The 17,793-nt window shown below is 65.0% G+C and carries 15 protein-coding genes and 1 pseudogene; 10 read left to right on the top strand and 6 right to left on the bottom strand.

The window, feature by feature from the left end; genetic code table 11:
- The first annotated feature begins 74 nt into the window (after positions 1 to 74).
- The 8 genes from FFS49_RS22920 (at position 75) to FFS49_RS22885 (ending at position 7,910) form a co-directional block, all read left to right on the top strand.
- Positions 75 to 1,157, top strand: a complete 1,083-nt coding sequence (locus tag FFS49_RS22920) for an alkene reductase (RefSeq protein ID WP_105815160.1) — start codon at positions 75 to 77, stop codon at positions 1,155 to 1,157.
- A 55-nt stretch (positions 1,158 to 1,212) separates the two neighbouring features.
- The gene (locus FFS49_RS22915) at positions 1,213 to 2,001 is read left to right on the top strand and encodes an SDR family oxidoreductase (protein ID WP_046548868.1); all 789 of its coding nucleotides are present in this window, start codon (positions 1,213 to 1,215) and stop codon (positions 1,999 to 2,001) included.
- Positions 2,002 to 2,040: 39 nt separating this feature from the next.
- Positions 2,041 to 2,886, top strand: coding sequence for an alpha/beta hydrolase (locus tag FFS49_RS22910; RefSeq protein WP_046548867.1), 846 nt, complete (start codon positions 2,041 to 2,043; stop codon positions 2,884 to 2,886).
- Positions 2,887 to 2,941: 55 nt separating this feature from the next.
- Entirely contained in the window at positions 2,942 to 3,340 is a 399-nt protein-coding gene (locus FFS49_RS22905; RefSeq protein WP_046549488.1) for a hypothetical protein, read from the top strand.
- 6 nt (positions 3,341 to 3,346) lie between these two features.
- On the top strand, positions 3,347 to 4,597 hold the full coding sequence (locus tag FFS49_RS22900; RefSeq protein WP_046548866.1) for an NADH:flavin oxidoreductase/NADH oxidase family protein: 1,251 nt from the start codon (positions 3,347 to 3,349) through the stop codon (positions 4,595 to 4,597).
- Positions 4,598 to 4,845: 248 nt separating this feature from the next.
- Positions 4,846 to 5,709 (top strand): alpha/beta hydrolase, encoded by an 864-nt coding sequence (locus FFS49_RS22895; RefSeq protein ID WP_046548865.1) that lies wholly within the window; start codon positions 4,846 to 4,848, stop codon positions 5,707 to 5,709.
- Positions 5,710 to 5,775: 66 nt separating this feature from the next.
- Positions 5,776 to 6,624 carry an NADP-dependent oxidoreductase gene (locus FFS49_RS22890; protein WP_249362236.1) on the top strand — a complete coding sequence of 283 codons (849 nt, stop codon included), beginning with the start codon at positions 5,776 to 5,778 and terminating at the stop codon, positions 6,622 to 6,624.
- A 17-nt stretch (positions 6,625 to 6,641) separates the two neighbouring features.
- On the top strand, positions 6,642 to 7,910 hold the full coding sequence (locus FFS49_RS22885) for an IS256 family transposase (RefSeq protein WP_080001177.1): 1,269 nt from the start codon (positions 6,642 to 6,644) through the stop codon (positions 7,908 to 7,910).
- 44 nt (positions 7,911 to 7,954) lie between these two features.
- Here FFS49_RS22885 and FFS49_RS22880 read toward each other — a convergent pair.
- The 6 genes and pseudogenes from FFS49_RS22880 to FFS49_RS22850 all read right to left on the bottom strand — a co-directional run.
- A pseudogene (locus FFS49_RS22880) lies at positions 7,955 to 9,439 on the bottom strand (sensor domain-containing diguanylate cyclase); the annotation flags it as partial.
- A gap of 217 nt (positions 9,440 to 9,656) precedes the next feature.
- Positions 9,657 to 10,538, bottom strand: a complete 882-nt coding sequence (locus tag FFS49_RS22870; protein ID WP_105818693.1) for a PhzF family phenazine biosynthesis protein — start codon at positions 10,536 to 10,538, stop codon at positions 9,657 to 9,659.
- Between the two features lie 13 nt (positions 10,539 to 10,551).
- On the bottom strand, positions 10,552 to 11,010 hold the full coding sequence (locus FFS49_RS22865) for a RidA family protein (RefSeq protein ID WP_011352811.1): 459 nt from the start codon (positions 11,008 to 11,010) through the stop codon (positions 10,552 to 10,554).
- A 42-nt stretch (positions 11,011 to 11,052) separates the two neighbouring features.
- Positions 11,053 to 12,234, bottom strand: coding sequence for a PLP-dependent aminotransferase family protein (locus tag FFS49_RS22860; RefSeq protein WP_105818694.1), 1,182 nt, complete (start codon positions 12,232 to 12,234; stop codon positions 11,053 to 11,055).
- A 151-nt stretch (positions 12,235 to 12,385) separates the two neighbouring features.
- Entirely contained in the window at positions 12,386 to 13,294 is a 909-nt protein-coding gene (locus tag FFS49_RS22855; RefSeq protein WP_071334805.1) for a DMT family transporter, read from the bottom strand.
- A 56-nt stretch (positions 13,295 to 13,350) separates the two neighbouring features.
- The gene (locus tag FFS49_RS22850; RefSeq protein ID WP_105818695.1) at positions 13,351 to 14,043 is read right to left on the bottom strand and encodes a VOC family protein; all 693 of its coding nucleotides are present in this window, start codon (positions 14,041 to 14,043) and stop codon (positions 13,351 to 13,353) included.
- Positions 14,044 to 14,273: 230 nt separating this feature from the next.
- Here FFS49_RS22850 and FFS49_RS22845 point away from each other — a divergent pair, with 230 nt between their 5' ends.
- Positions 14,274 to 15,734, top strand: a complete 1,461-nt coding sequence (locus FFS49_RS22845) for a PLP-dependent aminotransferase family protein (protein WP_039370360.1) — start codon at positions 14,274 to 14,276, stop codon at positions 15,732 to 15,734.
- 158 nt (positions 15,735 to 15,892) lie between these two features.
- The gene (gene htpG / locus FFS49_RS22840; RefSeq protein WP_047852434.1) at positions 15,893 to 17,791 is read left to right on the top strand and encodes a molecular chaperone HtpG; all 1,899 of its coding nucleotides are present in this window, start codon (positions 15,893 to 15,895) and stop codon (positions 17,789 to 17,791) included.
- Positions 17,792 to 17,793 lie beyond the last annotated feature (2 nt).

Genomic DNA, 17,793 nt, shown 5'->3' with positions numbered 1-17,793 from the left:
ATCATCAAAGTATTGACACGTTAGATTATGATCGTCATCATTACGCCATTCCCACCACCAAACGCTGGAACGACATGTCAGAGAAAACGCTTTTCGAGCCGTACGCCCTAGGTGGCCTGACGCTCGCCAATCGCATCGTCATGGCACCGCTGACCCGCAACCGTGCCGGCGCCGGGCTGGTGCCCAGCGAGCTTGCCGCGACCTACTACGCCCAGCGCGCGTCGGCCGGCCTGATCATCACCGAGGCCACCCAGGTTTCGGCCCAGGCCCAGGGCTATCAGGACACGCCCGGCCTGTACACGTCCGAGCAGATCGCTGGCTGGCGGAGGGTCACGGACGCCGTACATGCGAAGGGTGGACGCATCTTCGTGCAGCTCTGGCATGTGGGCCGCGTCTCGCACACTGACCTGCAACCTGGCGGTACGGCGCCGGTCGCACCGTCCGCCATCCGCGCCGAGACGAAGACTTTCGTCAACAACGGCTTTGCCGACGTGTCCGAGCCGCGCGCCCTGGAACTCGCCGAGCTGCCGGGCATCGTGAGCGACTTTCGACAGGCTGCGGCCAACGCTATTGCCGCCGGTTTCGACGGCGTGGAAATTCACGGCGCCAACGGATATCTGCTGGAGCAGTTCATCAAGGACGGGGCCAACCATCGCACCGACGACTACGGCGGCTCGATCGAGAACCGTGCGCGCCTGCTGCTCGAAGTGGTCGCCGCAGTGGTCAAGGAAATCGGCGCCGAACGCACTGGCGTGCGCATCTCGCCCGTTTCGCCGGCCAACGGCATTTCCTGCAGCGATCCGCAAGCGCAGTACGACTACATCGCCGAACAGCTCAGCGCGCAGGGCATCGTCTATCTGCACGTAGTCGAAGGTGCGACTGGCGGCCCACGTGATGTGGCGGCATTCGACTATGACGCGCTGCGCCGCCGTTTCAAGCAGACCTATCTGGCCAACAACGGCTACGACCTGGAATTCGCCACGACTCAACTCAATGAGGGCAGAGCCGACCTGTTCGCGTTCGGCCGTCCGTTTATCAGCAACCCGGACCTGGTCGAACGCCTGAAGCACGGCGCACCCCTGACGCAGCTCAACCCGGCGACGCTCTATGGCGGCGGCGCTGTGGGCTACATCGATTACCCGACGATCTCCGGCTAAGGCCCGCCCCTTGACTGAGCCTCCGCCAGACGAACCTTTGCAAAGGAAAGTACCCATGACCACGCTCCCGACTGTCCTCATCACCGGCGCCTCCAGCGGCATCGGTGCCACCTACGCCGAGCGCTTCGCTCGGCGTGGCCATGACCTCGTCCTTGTCGCCCGTGACAAGGCGCGACTCGATGCCTTGGCAGCGCGCCTGCGTGAGGAAAGCGGTGTGGCCGTAGAAGTGCTGCAGGCCGACCTGACCCAGTCCACCGATCTGTCCGCGCTCGAGGCGCGTCTGCGCGATGACGATCGAATAGGAATTCTGATCAACAATGCCGGCGTGGCTCAGTCGGGCGGCTTCCTGCAGCAAACCCCTGAGAGCATCGAACGCCTGATCACGCTCAATACGACGGCGCTGACGAGGCTTGCAGCCGCGGTCGCTCCACGCTTTGTGCAGTCCGGTAATGGCTCGATCGTCAACATTGGCTCGGTGGTAGGTTTCGCGCCCGAGTTCGGCATGTCGATCTACGGCGCGACCAAGGCATTCGTGCTGTTCCTGTCGCAGGGCCTGAACCTCGAGTTGTCGCCCAAGGGCGTTTACGTGCAAGCCGTCCTGCCGGCGGCGACGCGCACGGAGATCTGGGAGCGCGCCGGCATCGACGTGAACACGCTTCCCGAGGTGATGGAAGTGGGCGAGCTGGTCGATGCGGCACTGGTCGGGTTCGACCGTCGCGAACTGGTCACGATCCCACCGCTGCACGTAGCCGGGCGGTGGGACGCGCTGGATGGCGCTCGCCAGGGACTGCTGTCGGACATTCGACAAGCACACGCGGCCGAGCGTTATCAGCTCCGCGCCTGACTATTCATTGCTGCAAACGGCGGAACGACGGATACCACGATGACCGACAACCATATCACTACGCCCACGCGCTTCGTGGATGTCAACGGGACTCGATTCGCCTACCGCCGCTGGGGTAACGCAGATTCTTCGCAGCCGCCGTTACTGTTCCTGCAGCACTTCCGCGGTGGGATGGACAACTGGGACCCACTGATGACGGATGGGCTTGCCCAGAGCCGCGAAGTCATTCTCTACAACGGTCGCGGCGTCGCTTCCTCCGGCGGGCAACCACGAACGCGCATCGAGGACATGGCCGATGATGCAGCGGCCTTCGTTCGGGAACTCGGCTTGCGACAAATCGACGTTCTGGGTTTTTCGTTGGGCGGGTTTCAGGCGCTCGACCTGACCTGGCGCCATCCCGAGCTCGTGCGCAAGCTGATGCTGCTGGGCACCGGGCCGCGCGGGGGTAATCCGGAAATGGAACAGCGCGTCTTGACCACCGCGGTCAATCCGGTCCCGGTGTTCGAAGACTTCCTCTATCTGTTCTTCGGACGATCAGCAGAAGCCGGGCAGGCGGCAAGAGCTTTCTGGGAGCGGCGTCATATGCGAGCCGACCAGGATCCGCCATCCTCGCCGGAGGTCTCGATCGCACAGATCGAGGCCAACCTGCTGTATATGCCGAGGCTCTCGGATGACGATCCCTTCGCGTATCTGCGCGGCATCCGGCAGCCTACGTTCATCCTCAATGGCGTGAACGACGTGATGGTCCCGACGATTAACTCCTTCTACATGGCACGCAACCTGCCAAATGCGCAGTTGTTCATTTACCCGGACGCCGGCCACGCCGCGCAGTTCCAGTACCCGCAACGCTTCCTGGGTCACGCAGTTCAGTTCCTGAGCGAGTGACGCGACGGTCGTCATGGTCCGAATGCACTTTTCTCAGGTCAAAGGGATGCCCGAAATGCTTAAGTTCAAGTTCCTGTTGTGGGCATTCGCCCAGATGCTGAGACGCAAGGTCAGGAGCGACGCCAACGCCGCAAGCTACGTCGCGTCCAAGAGCCTGGTATTCCAGATTCGTACGGTTTCGGGTGCCGGGCGCTACTTTGTGATCAAAGATGGCACCGTCCGATCGTTTTCGGGACTGGCAGAGACTCCTCGATTCACGCTCACCTTTACGAGTGCCGCCAAAGGCTTCGAGATTCTGTCGGCAAAGGATGCGCAAGCGGCTTTCCTCAGGGGGGTGGGCAGTAAAGATCTGACCATCAGTGGCGACTTCCGGGAAGTGATGTGGTTCCAGGGCCTTACGGCGTTCCTGCAGCCTCCGAAAGTCGTCTTGCCTTACGACCGCACTGTCTTCTGAGTTGCCATGAAAACGGATCTGCTGAACCAGCCGTTGCGCCTGCCCAGTGGCAGCGCTCTGCGTAACCGGCTCGCCAAGGCCGCCATGAGCGAGACCCTGGGCACCTACGATAATCGACCAACGCTGGACCTGGTGCAGTTGTACCGACGCTGGGCTGCGTCGGGGCTCGGACTGGTTTTGACGGGGAACGTGATGATCGACCGCCGCGCCTTAGGCGAGCCCGGGAATGTCGTGATCGAAGACGAGGCAGACTTGCCCGTGCTGCGCCAGTGGGCGGAGGCTGCAACCGCGCAAGGGGCATCGATCTGGGTGCAGCTCAACCATCCCGGAAAGCAATCGACCAAGGGTTTGAACGCCTTCAACCTGGCGCCGTCCGCGGTTCCTTTCCGCGAGGACATGGCGGCATTCTTCGAGACACCGCGCGAAGCGACCACGTCCGAGATTCAGGACATCATCGAGCGCTTCGGGCGCAGCGCGGCCATTTGCAAGAAGGCCGGGTTCAGTGGCGTCGAGATCCACGGAGCACATGGTTATCTGATCAGCCAATTTCTTTCTCCGCACCACAACCGCCGCAGCGACGAATGGGGCGGCAGTCCCGAGAAACGGCGCCGCTTCGTACTGGCCGTCTATGCGGAAATCCGCCGGCAGGTCGGCCCGGACTTCCCGGTTGGAATCAAGCTCAATTCGGCCGACTTCCAGCGCGGTGGTTTTACGGAAGAAGAATCGATCGAGACAATCCGCGCGTTGAGCGATGCGGGGATCGACCTGATCGAGATTTCTGGCGGTACCTATGAGGCGCCTGCCATGAGCGGGGCGATGCAAGAGCCGAAGAAGGAATCTACCGCGGCGCGGGAGGCCTACTTTCTGGAATTTGCCCAGAAGGTGCGCGCAGCAGTCAAAGTGCCACTCATGGTGACCGGTGGTTTTCGCACCGCTGCCGGCATGAACGCGGCGCTGCACTCCAGCGCGCTGGATGTGGTGGGCTTGGCGCGGTTGCTCGCGATCGATCCCGATGCCCCCGCCGCCTTGCTTCAAGGGCGCGATAGCCTGCAGCAGGTGCACCCAATCAGTACCGGCCTCAAGGCTGTCGATCGCCTCGGAATCATGGAGGTGCTGTGGTACACGCGCCAGCTCAAGCGCATTGCGAGGGGTAGAAGACCGCGCCCCGACGAGGGCGGGCTTGCAGCATTCCTGAAGTCTGCTTTCAGCAGCGGCTGGGGAACGTTTCGCACGCGGCGTCTGCGGGCGCGCAATTGAGTGGCGAGGGCTTGCGATCAGAAACTCATCGCCGATGAACGTCATATAAAACGATCTACCACCCGGTCCAGGGAAGTCACGCACAAGCGCATCGTCGACGTTGGCGCGCGCCGTCGACGAAGCGCTGTTGTCCGAATCGATGCTTGAGGCCACACTCGAGTTTCTGGTTTGCGGCGCGGATTGAAGTCCCACCTTTTCCCCGTCAGCATGAGGCTCGACATATGAAAGCAGCGCCCAAGGAGTCAATGATGCAGAGCATCAACGCGGACACCCAATCGACAACGTCGTATGCGCGGGCACCGAACAAGTTCGTCAACGCGGCTGGAACCCGCTTCGCCTACCGTGAACTGGGGCCGCACGGCGGCATTCCTTTAGTTTTGCTGAACCATTGGGGCGCCGTGCTGGATAACTTCGACCCGCGCATCGTCGATGGCTTGGCTCACAAACATCGCGTCATCGCCATTGACTATCGGGGAATTGGCTTATCCGGTGGCATCGCGCCCGTGACCGTGGACGAGATGGCGCGCGACACCATCGCGCTGATTCGCGCAAGGGGTTTCGATCAAGTCGATCTGCTCGGCTTCTCGCTTGGCGGCTTCGTGGCGCAGGACGTGGCGCTCAAGGCGCCGGGCCTGGTGCGTAAACTTATCCTCACTGGCACGGGCCCTGCCGGCGGTCACGGTATCGATCGTGTCGGTGCCGTGTCCTGGCCGCTCATGCTCAAAGGCCTGCTAACGCTGCGCGATCCGAAGGCGTATCTGTTCTTCACGTCCACAACCAACGGCCAGCAGGCGGCAAGCGCCTTCTTGAAACGGTTGAAGGAGCGTGAGGCCGGCCGCGACAAGGGGCCGACACCTCGCGCCTTCCTTCATCAACTCAAGGCGATCAAGGCGTGGGGCCAGCAGGCGCCGCAGGACCTCGCGAGTCTGCCCATGCCCGTCCTGATCGCCAATGGGGATAACGACATCATGGTGCCCACCGCGCTCAGCCGCGATATGGCCCGCCGCATCCCCCGGGCGCAGCTCGTCATTTATCAGGACGCCGGCCACGGTGGAATCTTCCAGCATCACACCAACTTCGTACCCGCGGCACTGGAATTTCTATCGCAATGAATACTTTGCGGACCAGAACGTATGAAGTTTTTCGCGAATACAACGCAGCATCGGAGCAAGCGCAACATGAAAGCACTCACATTCAAACGCTATGGCAAATCACCCGAGATCGGGTTCGCCGAAGTGCCACGCCCCACACTAAAACCCGATGAACTGCTGGTTGAGGTTCATGCCGCGGGGGTGAACCCGATCGACAACATGATTCCAACGGGAATGTTCAAACCCGTCTTGAAGTTCCAACTGCCCGCCATCATGGGTAGCGACCTGGCTGGCATTGTGATCGATGTTGGTAGCCGCGTCACTCGCTTCAAGAAAGGCGACGCCATCTTTGCAAATCTGTTCGACCTTGGAAGAGGATCTATCGCCGAGTATGCAGTGGTACCGGAGAGCGCTGCAGCCCCGAAACCGGCTAATCTGGACTTCGTGCAGGCCGCCTCGGTTCCAATGGTCGGGCTCACTTCATGGCAAGCACTGAAGGAGCGTGCCAATCTTCAGCCAGGTCAGAAGGTGTTCATTCCTGCGGGGTCCGGCGGTATTGGAACATTTGCGATCCAACTGGCCAAATATTTTGGCGCTAAGGTGGGGACCAATACCAGCACGGGTAATATCCCGCTGGTGACTAGCCTGGGCGCGGACGAGGCAATCGACTACAAGAAGCAAGCGTTCGAGAAGGTGCTGCGTGACTACGATGTGGTGCTTGGCACGATCAGGGGTGACGCGGTTGAAAAATCGGTAGGAATCCTGAGGCCGGGAGGGAAGATCGTCTCTCTTATCGGGCCGCTGGACGCAGCGTTCGCCCGCGCTCGCGGGCTGAACTTCGTCCTGAAGTTTGTGTTCGGCCTAATGAGCCGCAAGATCATGCGTCTTGCGGGACCTATCCGTCATTTTGTGGGCGGGGCATATCATGAGGTGTAAAAGCCATGGATATGCCGATGAAGAAGAAAAGACAAACCGTAGCGCGTCAGGCAGCGGCCCGCGGGCCGCTGCCTGAGTTGCCCAAGGAACTGCTGGACCAACTGGTCAAGGGGCCGATGACGCCGACCGAGGTCCAGGATCTGATGCTGGCGTTCAACAAAGCGATCATCGAACGCGCAATGGGCGCCGAGATGAATCTGCATTTGGGCTACCCGTCCGGCCAGTCCAAGCCTACCGGGCAAGCCAACGAGCGCAACGGCGCCAGCGGCAAGACGGTCATCACCGATCGTGGCCCGGTTCGGGTCGAAGTCCCCCGCGATCGCGACGGCAGCTTCGAGCCGATTCTGATTCCCAAGCACGAGCGCCGCTTCACCGGCTTCGACGAACGCATCATCGCGATGTACGCCCGCGGCATGAGTGTGCGCGAGATTCAAGGGTTTCTGGCCGAGCACTACGGCACCGAAGTGTCGCCCGACTTCATCAGCTCGGTCACCGACGAGGTGATGGCCGAGGCGCTGAGCTGGCAGAACCGCCCGCTCGAGCCAATGTACCCGGTGGTGTTCTTCGATGCGCTGCGGGTCAAGATCCGCGACGACGGCGTGGTCAGCAACAAGGCCGTCTATCTGGCCTTGGGCATCCAGGCCGACGGCCAGCGCGACGTGCTGGGCCTCTGGATCGAGCAGACCGAGGGCGCCAAGTTCTGGCTCAAGGTGTTCAACGAACTCAAGACGCGCGGCTGCCAGGACATCCTGATCGCCGTGGTCGATGGCCTGAAGGGGCTGACCGAGGCCATCAGTGCAGCCTATCCGCGGACAACCGTTCAGACCTGCATCGTGCATCTGATCCGCAACAGCCTCGAGTACGCCAGCTACAAGGACCGTAAGGCGCTCGCCACAGCCCTGCGCCCGATCTACGCAGCCGCTAGCGAAGAGGCGGCAAGGCAGGCGTTACAGGACTTCGCCGACGGCCCGTGGGGCGAGAAATATCCGACCATCGTGCAATCGTGGCAGCGCGCCTGGGAGCACGTCATACCGTTCTTCGTGTTTCCGCCGGAGATTCGACGGGTCGTGTACACAACGAATGCCATTGAAAGTCTGAACATGCAACTGCGCAAGATCATCAAGACCCGTGGTCACTTCCCCAATGACGAGGCGGCGATCAAGCTGCTCTGGCTGGCGCTGCGCAACGTGCTGGCCAAGACCGTGCGGGCCGCCTTCGACTGGAAATCAGCGATGAACCAGTTTGCTATCCTGTTCGGCGAGCGATTCACGCAGGCGCGTGGATAACCTGTTGTTCAACCGCCTCGCCCACAAAAATGCGGACAGGTTCCATAGAACTGGTAGCAGTTCTTGCCGGCATCCTTCGCGCTGTACATCGCGAGATCGGCCTTCTTCAGCAGGTCGATTTCGCTCTCGTTCGCCACCGTGTGCAGCGCGATGCCGATGCTCGCATGCAGCACGAACGAGCTGCCGCGCACGTCGAACGGTTCGCCGAACATCCGGATGATCGCTTCCGCGAGCCGCACCGCGCGCCGCTCGACGTCGTCGCCCTTCATCACCACGACGAACTCGTCGCCGCCGATGCGCGCGAGCGAGCCTTCGTCGCCGACCGCATCGGACAGGCGCGACGCGGTCATCTGCAGCACGATGTCGCCGGCGTTGTGGCCGAGCGTGTCGTTGACGGTCTTGAAGTTGTCGAGGTCGATGAACAGCAGCCCGAGCCGCGACAGGCTCGCCGGCATCGACACGTCGTTGCGCAGCCCGCGCAGCGTCGCATAGCGGTTCGCGAGGCCGGTGAGCAGGTCGTATTCGGCGAGCTGCGTCATTTCGCGCTCACGGCCGAGCAGCTTCCCGATCAGGCCCGTTGCGACGCCGAAGAACGCGAGCATCGCGAGCGTGATGAAGCTCGTCATCAGCAGGTAGACGTTGCGCGTATGGTAGTAGTCCGCGAATTCCTCGGTTTGCGACAGCCCGACCATCACCGCGAGCGGGTAGCCGTCGAGGTGGCGGTACGACACGATGCGCGTCACGCCGTCGATCGGGTCGATGATCGTGCCCGTCACGCGCTCGGCGATCGGGTAAACACCCGACGCGGAAAACGCGCCGGGCGCGTTGCTCACCGAGCCCGTGCGCCGCGCGAGCACCGTGCCGGTATCCGACACGACCGCGATCACGCCTTCCTTGCCAATCGCCGCGTTGTTGTAGAAGTCGTTGGTGAAGTAGCTCGGGTCTTCCGACACGACGACGATGCCCGCGAAGCTGCCGTCCGGGTTGTTCAGGCGCCGCGTCATCTGCAGCGTCCAGTGGCTCGACACGCGGCCGAGTACGGGCTTGCTGATGAACAGGCGGTCGTCGTTGTGCGCGAGGTGGACCTTGAAGTGCTCGCGGTCGGACAGGTTGATCGGCTGCGGATGCAGCTCGGCCGTGTTCGCGAACAGGATGCCCTTCGCGTTGACGAGCGACACCTGGATCAGCGTGTCGCTCGGCACGACGCCTTTCTCGACGGCGCTGGCGAGGTTGAAGCGGGCGGGCGCTTTCTCGAATTCGAACTTGACGAAGCGGGTGATCTGGTCGACCTGGTGGATCGCCTTGACCGTATGCTGCTCGAGCGCGGAGGACAGGATCGCGGCGGAAGCCGCTGCTTCCTTGTACGCGCTGTCCTTTTCCACCGACAGACGCGCGATGATCACGGCCCACAGCAGCGCGAGCGCCAGCATCCCGAGCAGCGGGATCGCAAATAGCGCACGCCGGCGCGATTTGCGCGGCGCGCGTAGCGGCCGGGTCGGCGGCGTGTGGTTGGACCGGGCGGAGCTCATCGAAGAGGGTGGCGTCCTGCTCGCGTGCGTCATCCGTCTGGATGGCTGACTATGGTTGGGATTGTCCCGACGTCTGTTCGTTCGCGGGACACGCAACCATGGACAGACCTCCGAAACAACGGATTAGGCCCGATATTACTGGCTGGAACGTTTTTGCGATAGTTGGGCGAATCGTAGGGGCGCCGGGCGGCCCGGCGCCATCGCACATCGCGAAATGTCAGGCGGGTGACAGGAAGGTGCCGTCGACGACGGTGACGACATGGCCGCCGATCCACGTGGTGCCGTCTTCGTCATAGCTGACGAAGATGCGGCCGTCGCGGCCGATCGCCGTACCCTGGCGGGCCGTGTACGACCGACCGGGGCGGCGCTCCTGCCGCGTCAGCAGCCCGGCGAGCGCGGCGTTTGCGCTGCCGGTGACGGGATCTTCGCCGAAGCCGAAATTGCCGCCCGTCATCAGGCAGCGGATTTCGAACGTCGCGGGGCCGCCTTCGGCGTGCGGCGCGTAGACCGCGACGCCGTCCGTGCCGTAGCGGCGCGTGAGTGCCGCCAGTGCGGCCGGATCGGGCGTCAGGCCGATGCAGGCATCGGCCGACTTCAGCCGCACGACCAGCCATGGCGCGCCGTTGTCGACCGCGCACGGCTCGGCATCGAGATCGAGCGCGTCGCTGCGCAATGCGGCAGCCAGCGCCGCATAGTCCGAACGGTCGAGCGGTGTGACGCGAGCCGGCGGCGCGGCGAACGCCCAGCCGTCGGCCTGCTCGCGCAGCGCGACCCGGCCGACCCCGCACTGCTGGATCAGCCGGCCCGGCGTACGCGGCTGTGCGCCGCTTTCCAGGAACGCATGCGCGGTGCCCAGTGTCGGATGGCCGGCAAACGGCAGTTCGCCCTCCGTCGTGAAGATCCGGACGCGGTAGTCGGCTTCCGGATCGGTCGGCGTGCAGAGGAACGTCGTCTCCGACAGGTTCGTCCAGCGGGCGATCGCGAGCATGTCGTCGTCGCCGAGCGAATCGGCGTCGAACACCACGGCGAGCGCGTTGCCCTTGAACGGCACCGACGTGAACACGTCGACCTGCCTGAAACGGACGAGACGGCCGGGCATCGTGCTGCGTTCGTTAAGCAACTTCGGCGATCAGCTCGATCTCGACGCACGCGCCGAGCGGGATCTGCGCCACGCCGAATGCCGAGCGCGCGTGCTTGCCGGCGTCGCCGAACACTTCCGCGATCAGTTCCGACGCGCCGTTCGTCACGACGTGCTGTTCGGTGAAGTCGAGCGTCGAGTTGACGAGGCTCATCAGCTTGACGATGCGCGTGACCTTGTTCAGGTCGCCGGTATGCGCGTGCAGCGTCGCGAGCAGGTCGATCGCGATCGAGCGGGCGGCGGCCTTGCCGTCTTCCGTCTGCAGATCCGCGCCGAGCTTGCCGGCCCAGACCTTGCCGTCCTTCTTCGCGATGTGACCCGACAGGAAGACCGTGTTGCCGGTCTGCGCGCTCATCACGTAGGCGGCGGCCGGGGCGCCGGCGGTCGGGAGCTCGATGCCGAGCGACTTCAGCTTGTCGTAGACGTTAGCCATGGATTCGATTCCTCGTAGAGAGTCGTGACAGGAAAAAAGGGATCAGAGACGTTCGCGCAGCAGCTTGCCGAGGCGCGCGACGCCTTCCTCGATCTTGTCGGGCGGCACCGTCACGAACGACAGGCGCAGCGTGTTCTGCTGTGCGTTGTCCGCGAAGAATGGTGCGCCCGGCACGAACGCGACGTGATTGTCGACGGCCGCGGCGAGCAGCTTCATGCTGTCGATCTGCGCGGGCAGGTTCACCCAGATGAACATCCCGCCTTCCGGGCGGTTCCACGTGACGCCTTCCGGCATGTGGCGCTCGAGCGCGCCGAGCATCGCGTCGCACTGCGCGCTGTACAGCTCGCGGATCGTCGGGATGTGCTCGTCGAGGAAGCCGTCCTTGATCACTTCGTGCGCGATGCGCTGCGTGAGCGTCGGCGTGTGCAGGTCGGTGGCCTGCTTGGCCTGCACGAGCTTGAAGTGGAGTTCCTCGGGCGCAATGATGTAGCCGATCCGCAGGCCCGGTGCGAGCACCTTCGAGAACGTGCCGAGGTGCACGATGTGATCGGGCGCCATCGACAGCATCGTCGGCAGCGGCTCGCCGCGGTAGTTCAGCGCGCCGTACGGATCGTCTTCCAGCACCGGGAACGGGCTCGACTGCGCGAACGCGGCGAGCGCGCGGCGGCGCTCGACGGGCAGGCGGCGGCCGGTCGGGTTCTGGAAGTTCGGCTGTGCGTACAGCAGGCGCGCGCCTTGCGTGAGTTCGGGCGTCAGACCGGCCGGCAGCAGGCCCTGCTCGTCGGTCGGCACCTGCACGTAGCGCGGCTCGTACAGCGAGAACGACTGCAGCGCGCCGAGGTAGGTCGGGGTTTCGACGAGGATCGGGCTGCCCGGATCGACGAGCACCTTGCCGAGCAGGTCGAGCGCCTGCTGCGAACCGGTCGTGATCAGCACCTGCGACACGCGCACGCTGTAGCGTTCGGCGATCCATTCGCGCAGCGGCAGGTAGCCTTCGGTCGCGCTGTACTGGAGCGCGGCGGCCGGCGCGTCGCGCAGCACGCGATCGGCGGCGGCGCGCATGCGTTCGGCCGGGAACGTGGCAGGGGCGGGCAGGCCGCCGGCGAACGAGATGACCTCGGGGCGCTCCGTGACCTTCAGGATTTCGCGGATCGCAGAGCTCGTCAGCTTGCGTGCGCGTTCGGAAAGCTGCCAGTGCGGCGGATGCAGGTCGCTCGGATTCATAGTCTCCTCGTTCGGATATCGTGGTCAGTCAAGAAAGGTCGCTCGGGCAAATCGCTTCGACGCCGCCGGGTGGGCGGGCGCGAGCGCGATCGAGCCTTCGCGGCTGGGTGGGCAAACCGATCAGGCAAAACGCCCATTATGGCGCAGCTGTTCAGCCGGCGCGAGCCGGTTGCGCGGCGGTGGCGACCGCCGAGCGGCGCCCGAGCACCACGGTGGCGATCACCGCGGCTGCGAACAGCCACGTCGACGGCGTCACCGTTTCGCCAAACAGCAGCGCGGAAAAGGCGATCGTGAAGAAAATCTGCAGCAATTGCACCTGGCCGACGCGCGCGATGCCGCCCATCGCGAGCCCCGCATACCACGCGAAAAAGCCGATGAATTGCGAAAAGAGGGTCACGTAGCCGAAGGCGAGCCACGTGCGCAACGCGAGCGGGCCCGGATGCGCGGCATGCTGCGTCCACGCGAGCCAGCCGACCGGCAGCACGAGGAACGGCGCGGACACGACGAGCGCCCAGCAGATCACCTGCCAGCCGCCGATCTGGCGCGCGAGGCGCGCGCCTTCCGCATAGCCCAACGCGCCGATGCCGACCGCGACGAGCATCAGCGCGTCGCCGGCCTGCACGGTGCCGCCGCCGTCGCGCAGCGCGAACGCGATCACGAGCGCGCTGCCGGCCACCGCGCTGGCCCAGAACGCCTTCGACGGCCGCTCGTGCGACAGCCAGGCCGCATACAGCGCGACGAACAGCGGTTGCAGCCCGTTGACCACCGCGCCGTGCGAGGCCGGGACCGATTTCATCGCCCACGCGGAGAACACCGGGTACGCGATGATCACGCCGAGCGACGTGATCGCGAGGCTTTTCAGTTGCGCGCGGGTCGGCAGCGGCTCGCGGCGCCACCACAGCAGCAGGCCGGCCGGTACCGCGGCGGCAAGCGCGCGGCCGAGCCCGTTGAGCAGCGGATGGAGTTCGGAGACGACGATCCGCGTCATCGGCAGCGTCAGGCTGAAGATCATCACGCCGATGAGGCCGAGCAGCATGCCCCGGGTTTCGCGCGAATTCATGTGAGGGTTGTCTCCGTGTTGCCGGTATTGATGTCGTTCAGGGGGGGGCGGGGTGTTCAGCGCAGCGTGCGCGCGCCCTGCGGCGTGTCGAATTCGGCGACCAGCGCGGGCGGGCCGTCGGCGGTATCGAGGTCGAGCAGGTGGGCGGCGCCGAGCCAGTCGAGCTGCTCGCGGATCGTGTCCGCACGCGGGTGGGTGCCCTTGAGTGCCTTCAGCGCGACGCCGTCGCCCGGCAGCGATTCGGCCGGATGGTGCGCGCTGTCCCACTGGATCAGCGACGGCAGGAGGCCGTCGCCCGCGCCTTGCCATGCGGGGAACGTGCCGTCGTCCGGCACGGTGAGGCCCCAGCTCAGGTCGCCGCGCCGCATCGCGACGACCGGCGGGATGCGCGCCGGGTATTGGCGCTGCCAGAGCGCGAGCTGGCGCGGACGGTCGACGCGCGCGACCCAGTGCGCGAGAAACGGGCCCTGCGCGAGCCGCGCGTGCATGGCCGGGTCGTCGAGCCCGAACAGGCGCGCGCGCGGCGGCTGCGCGCCGTCGTTCGGCACCGGCGCATCGGGATCGACCGCGATCACTTCGAGGTAGAGCCCGCCCCACGCGCCGAACAGCGCATTGTGGGTCCGCATCAGCGGATGGCGGCCGCCGCCGGCCGGTTCGATGCCGAGGGCGTCGGCGACATGGCGGACGCCTTCGTCGAGGGTGCGCGCGGCGATCACGAGATGGTCGAGTGTCAGGGAGCGGGCTGGCATGAACGTCGGTCGGGAAGCGAAAGTGTCATGGTGGGCAGGCGATGCGCCCGGCGGTAGCCGGACCGGCCGGCGTACCGGCCGCGATGCGGGCCGGCGGGCACGGGGCCAGGTGCGGCGGAGCCGGAACGGTGGCCGCACGGCCGCCATTCCGGTCAACTGTAATCGTCGCTACCGGCACAGTAACGGTACAATCGGCGCGATAGCCTTCGGTACAGTTGGAGCTGCCGCCCATGTCCACCGTTCCACTCGCCCAGATTCCCGCGCCGCACGACACGGCCACGCTCACGCTCGTCGACCAGCTTGTCCAGTGGGCGCGACGGCGCATCGACGAGCGCGTGTTCCGGCCCGGCATGCGGATGCCGTCGATCCGCAAGCTCGCGCTCGACAAGAGCGTGTCGCGCTTCACCGTCGTCGAGGCGTACGAGCGCCTCGTCGCACAGGGTTATCTCGACTCGCGGCGCGGCTCCGGCTTCTACGTGCGCGAGCGCACGGCCGCCGGCCCGCAGCCGGCCGACAGCGTCGCCCGTGTGGCCGAGGCCGCGCCCGTGCACAACACGATCGACGTCGTCTGGCTGCTGCGCAACATGCTGCACACCGTCAGCCCGGAGAAGGGCCCGGGCCTCGGCTACCTGCCGGGCCGCTGGCTCGACGGCGAGCTGATCACCGGCGCGCTGCGCGCGCTCGGGCGCCAGTCGGGCGCGCAGATGCTCGGCTTCGGCACCGCGCAGGGCTTCCTGCCGCTGCGCCAGCAACTGCAGACGCGCCTCGCCGAAGTCGAGATCGGCGCGAAGCCCGAACAGATCGTGCTGGTGTCCGGCATCACGCAGGCGATCGACCTGATCTCGCGGATCTACATGCGGCCGGGCGATGCGGTGATCGTCGGCGATCCCGCGTGGTTCCAGATGTTCGGCCGTTTCGCGGCGCAGGGCGCGCAGCTGGTCGGGATGCCGTACACGCCCGACGGCCCCGACCTCGACGCGCTCGAAACCCTGGTGCAGATGTGGCGGCCGAAGATGCTCGTGATCAATTCGGTGCTGCAGAACCCGACCGGCACGTCGCTGTCGGCCGCGCAGGCGTTCCGGATCCTGAAGCTCGCGGAGGCGTACGATTTCCTCGTCGTCGAGGACGACGTGTACGGCGACCTGTGCCCGCCCAGCTATCCGGCCACGCGCCTCGCGAGCCTCGACCAGTTGAAGCGCGTGATCTATCTCGGCAGCTATTCGAAGACGCTCGCGGCGAACCTGCGGGTCGGCTACGTGGCCTGCGCGCCGGAGATCGCGAAGGCGGTCACCGACCAGAAGATGCTGGTCGGGATGACGACACCCGAGCTCAACGAGCGCGTGCTGTACAAGATCCTGACCGAAGGGCATTACCGGCGCCACGTCGAGCGGCTGCGCGCGCGGCTCGACGGCGTGCGCGACAAGACCGCGCGGATGCTCGAGCGCACGGGGCTCGGGCTCTTCACGATGCCGGCGGCCGGGATGTTCCTGTGGGCCGACACGGGCGTCGATTCGGACGCGCTCGCGGCGGTCGCGCACGAAGCCGGCTTCCTGCTGACGCCGGGCAGCCTGTTCTCGCCGCAGCAATCGCCGTCCACGTGGATGCGCTTCAACGTCGCGAATTGCGGCGATCCGGCGCTCCCCGGGCTGCTCGCGCGCTATATCGATTCGGCGGTGCGGCGCGCGTCGTGACGCGGCGCGGCAGGCCGGCTCTTGAAATGCCGCGCGCCGTCCCCAGATACGCGCGCAAACCGCTGGCGCCAGGCGGTCGTCCTTCATGGGGCCGCCGGCATCGCGCGCCGGGCGCCGGCGTCACCCCTTTCCAGTTCAAGTAAGAGGAAACAGCATCCATGGCACACGAAACGATGAGCTTTCAGGCAGAGGTCAAGCAACTCCTCCACCTGATGATCCATTCGCTCTACAGCAACAAGGAAATTTTCCTGCGCGAACTGGTGTCGAATGCGTCCGACGCGGCCGACAAGCTGCGTTTCGAAGGGCTCGCGGACAACGCGCTGTACGAGAACGATCCGAACCTGCGCATCCGCATCGGCTACGACAAGGCCGCGCGCACGATCACGATCGACGACAACGGCATCGGCATGAGCCGCGACGAGGCGATCGCGAACCTCGGCACGATCGCGCGTTCGGGCACCAAGGAATTCTTCACTAAGCTGTCCGGCGACCAGCAGAAGGATGCGGCGCTGATCGGCCAGTTCGGCGTCGGCTTCTACTCGGGCTTCATCGTCGCGGACAAGATCACCGTCGAGACGCGCCGCGCCGGCCTGCCGGCGAGCGAAGCCGTGCGCTGGGAAAGCGCGGGCGAGGGCGATTTCACGATCGACGCGATCGAGCGCGCGCAGCGCGGCACCACGATCACGCTGCACCTGCGCGAAGGCGAGGACGAACTGCTGTCGTCGCATCGCCTTAAGTCGATCATCCAGAAGTATTCCGACCACATCGCGCTGCCGATCCTGATGCAGAAGGAAGAATGGGATCAGGAAAAGGGCGAGATGGTGCTGAAGGACGAGGACGAGACCGTCAACCAGGCGAGCGCGCTGTGGACGCGTTCGAAGAGCGACGTCACCGACGAGCAGTACACGCAGTTCTATCAGCACATCGCGCACGATCACCAGGATCCGCTCACGTGGACGCATAACCGTGTCGAAGGTCGCAGCGAATACACGCAGCTGCTGTTCGTCCCGGCGCACGCGCCGTTCGACCTGTGGAACCGCGACTACCGCGGCGGCCTGAAGCTGTACGTGAAGCGCGTGTTCATCATGGACGACGCCGAGCAGCTGCTGCCGCAGTACCTGCGTTTCGTGAAGGGCGTCGTCGACTCGGCCGACCTGCCGCTGAACGTGTCGCGTGAAATCCTGCAGGAAAGCCGCGACGTGAAGGCGATCCGCGAAGGGGTGACGAAGCGCGCGCTGTCGATGCTCGAAGAGCTCGCGAACGCGGAAGACGATGCCGGCAAGGAGAAGTACAAGACGTTCTGGGGGGCGTTCGGCCAGGTGCTGAAGGAAGGCCTCGGCGAGGATCACGCGAACCGCGAGCGCATCGCGAAGCTGCTGCGCTTCGCATCGACGCACGGCGACACCGACGCGCAGGACGTGTCGCTCGCCGATTACGTGTCGCGCATGAAGCCCGAGCAGAGCAAGATCTACTACGTGACCGCCGATACGTGGCAGGCCGCGAAGAACAGCCCGCACCTGGAAGTGTTCCGCAAGAAGGGCGTCGAGGTGCTGCTGCTGACCGATCGCGTCGACGAATGGATGCTGTCGTTCCTGCACGAATTCGACGGCAAGCCGCTCGCGAGCGTGGCGCGTGGCGATCTCGATCTCGGCGAGCTGAACGACGAAGAGAAGAAGGCGCAGGAACAGGCGGGCGAGGCGATCAAGCCGGTCGTCGAGAAGATGAAGGAAGCGCTCGGCGACAAGGTGAAGGAAGTGCGTGTCACGTTCCGCCTGACCGATTCGCCGTCGTGCCTCGTTGCCGACGACAACGACATGAGCGGCTACCTGCAGCGCATGCTGAAGGCGGCCGGCCAGAACGCGCCGGCGATGCAGCCGATCCTCGAGATCAACCCGGAGCACGCGCTCGTGAAGCAGCTGAACGCCGACAGCGCCGATTTCGGCGACTGGTGCCACCTGCTGTTCGATCAGGCACTGCTCGCCGAAGGCGGCATGCTCGACGATCCGGCAAGCTTCGTGAAGCGGACCAACGCGCTGCTGCTGTCGCGCGCCGCGTGAAC

Source organism: Burkholderia sp. 4NA327C6, from assembly GCF_005502655.1.
Taxonomy (GTDB): Bacteria; Pseudomonadota; Gammaproteobacteria; order Burkholderiales; family Burkholderiaceae; genus Burkholderia; species Burkholderia contaminans.
Note: the sequence above shows the minus strand (reverse complement) of the source record. Positions and strands in the feature narration are given on the sequence as shown.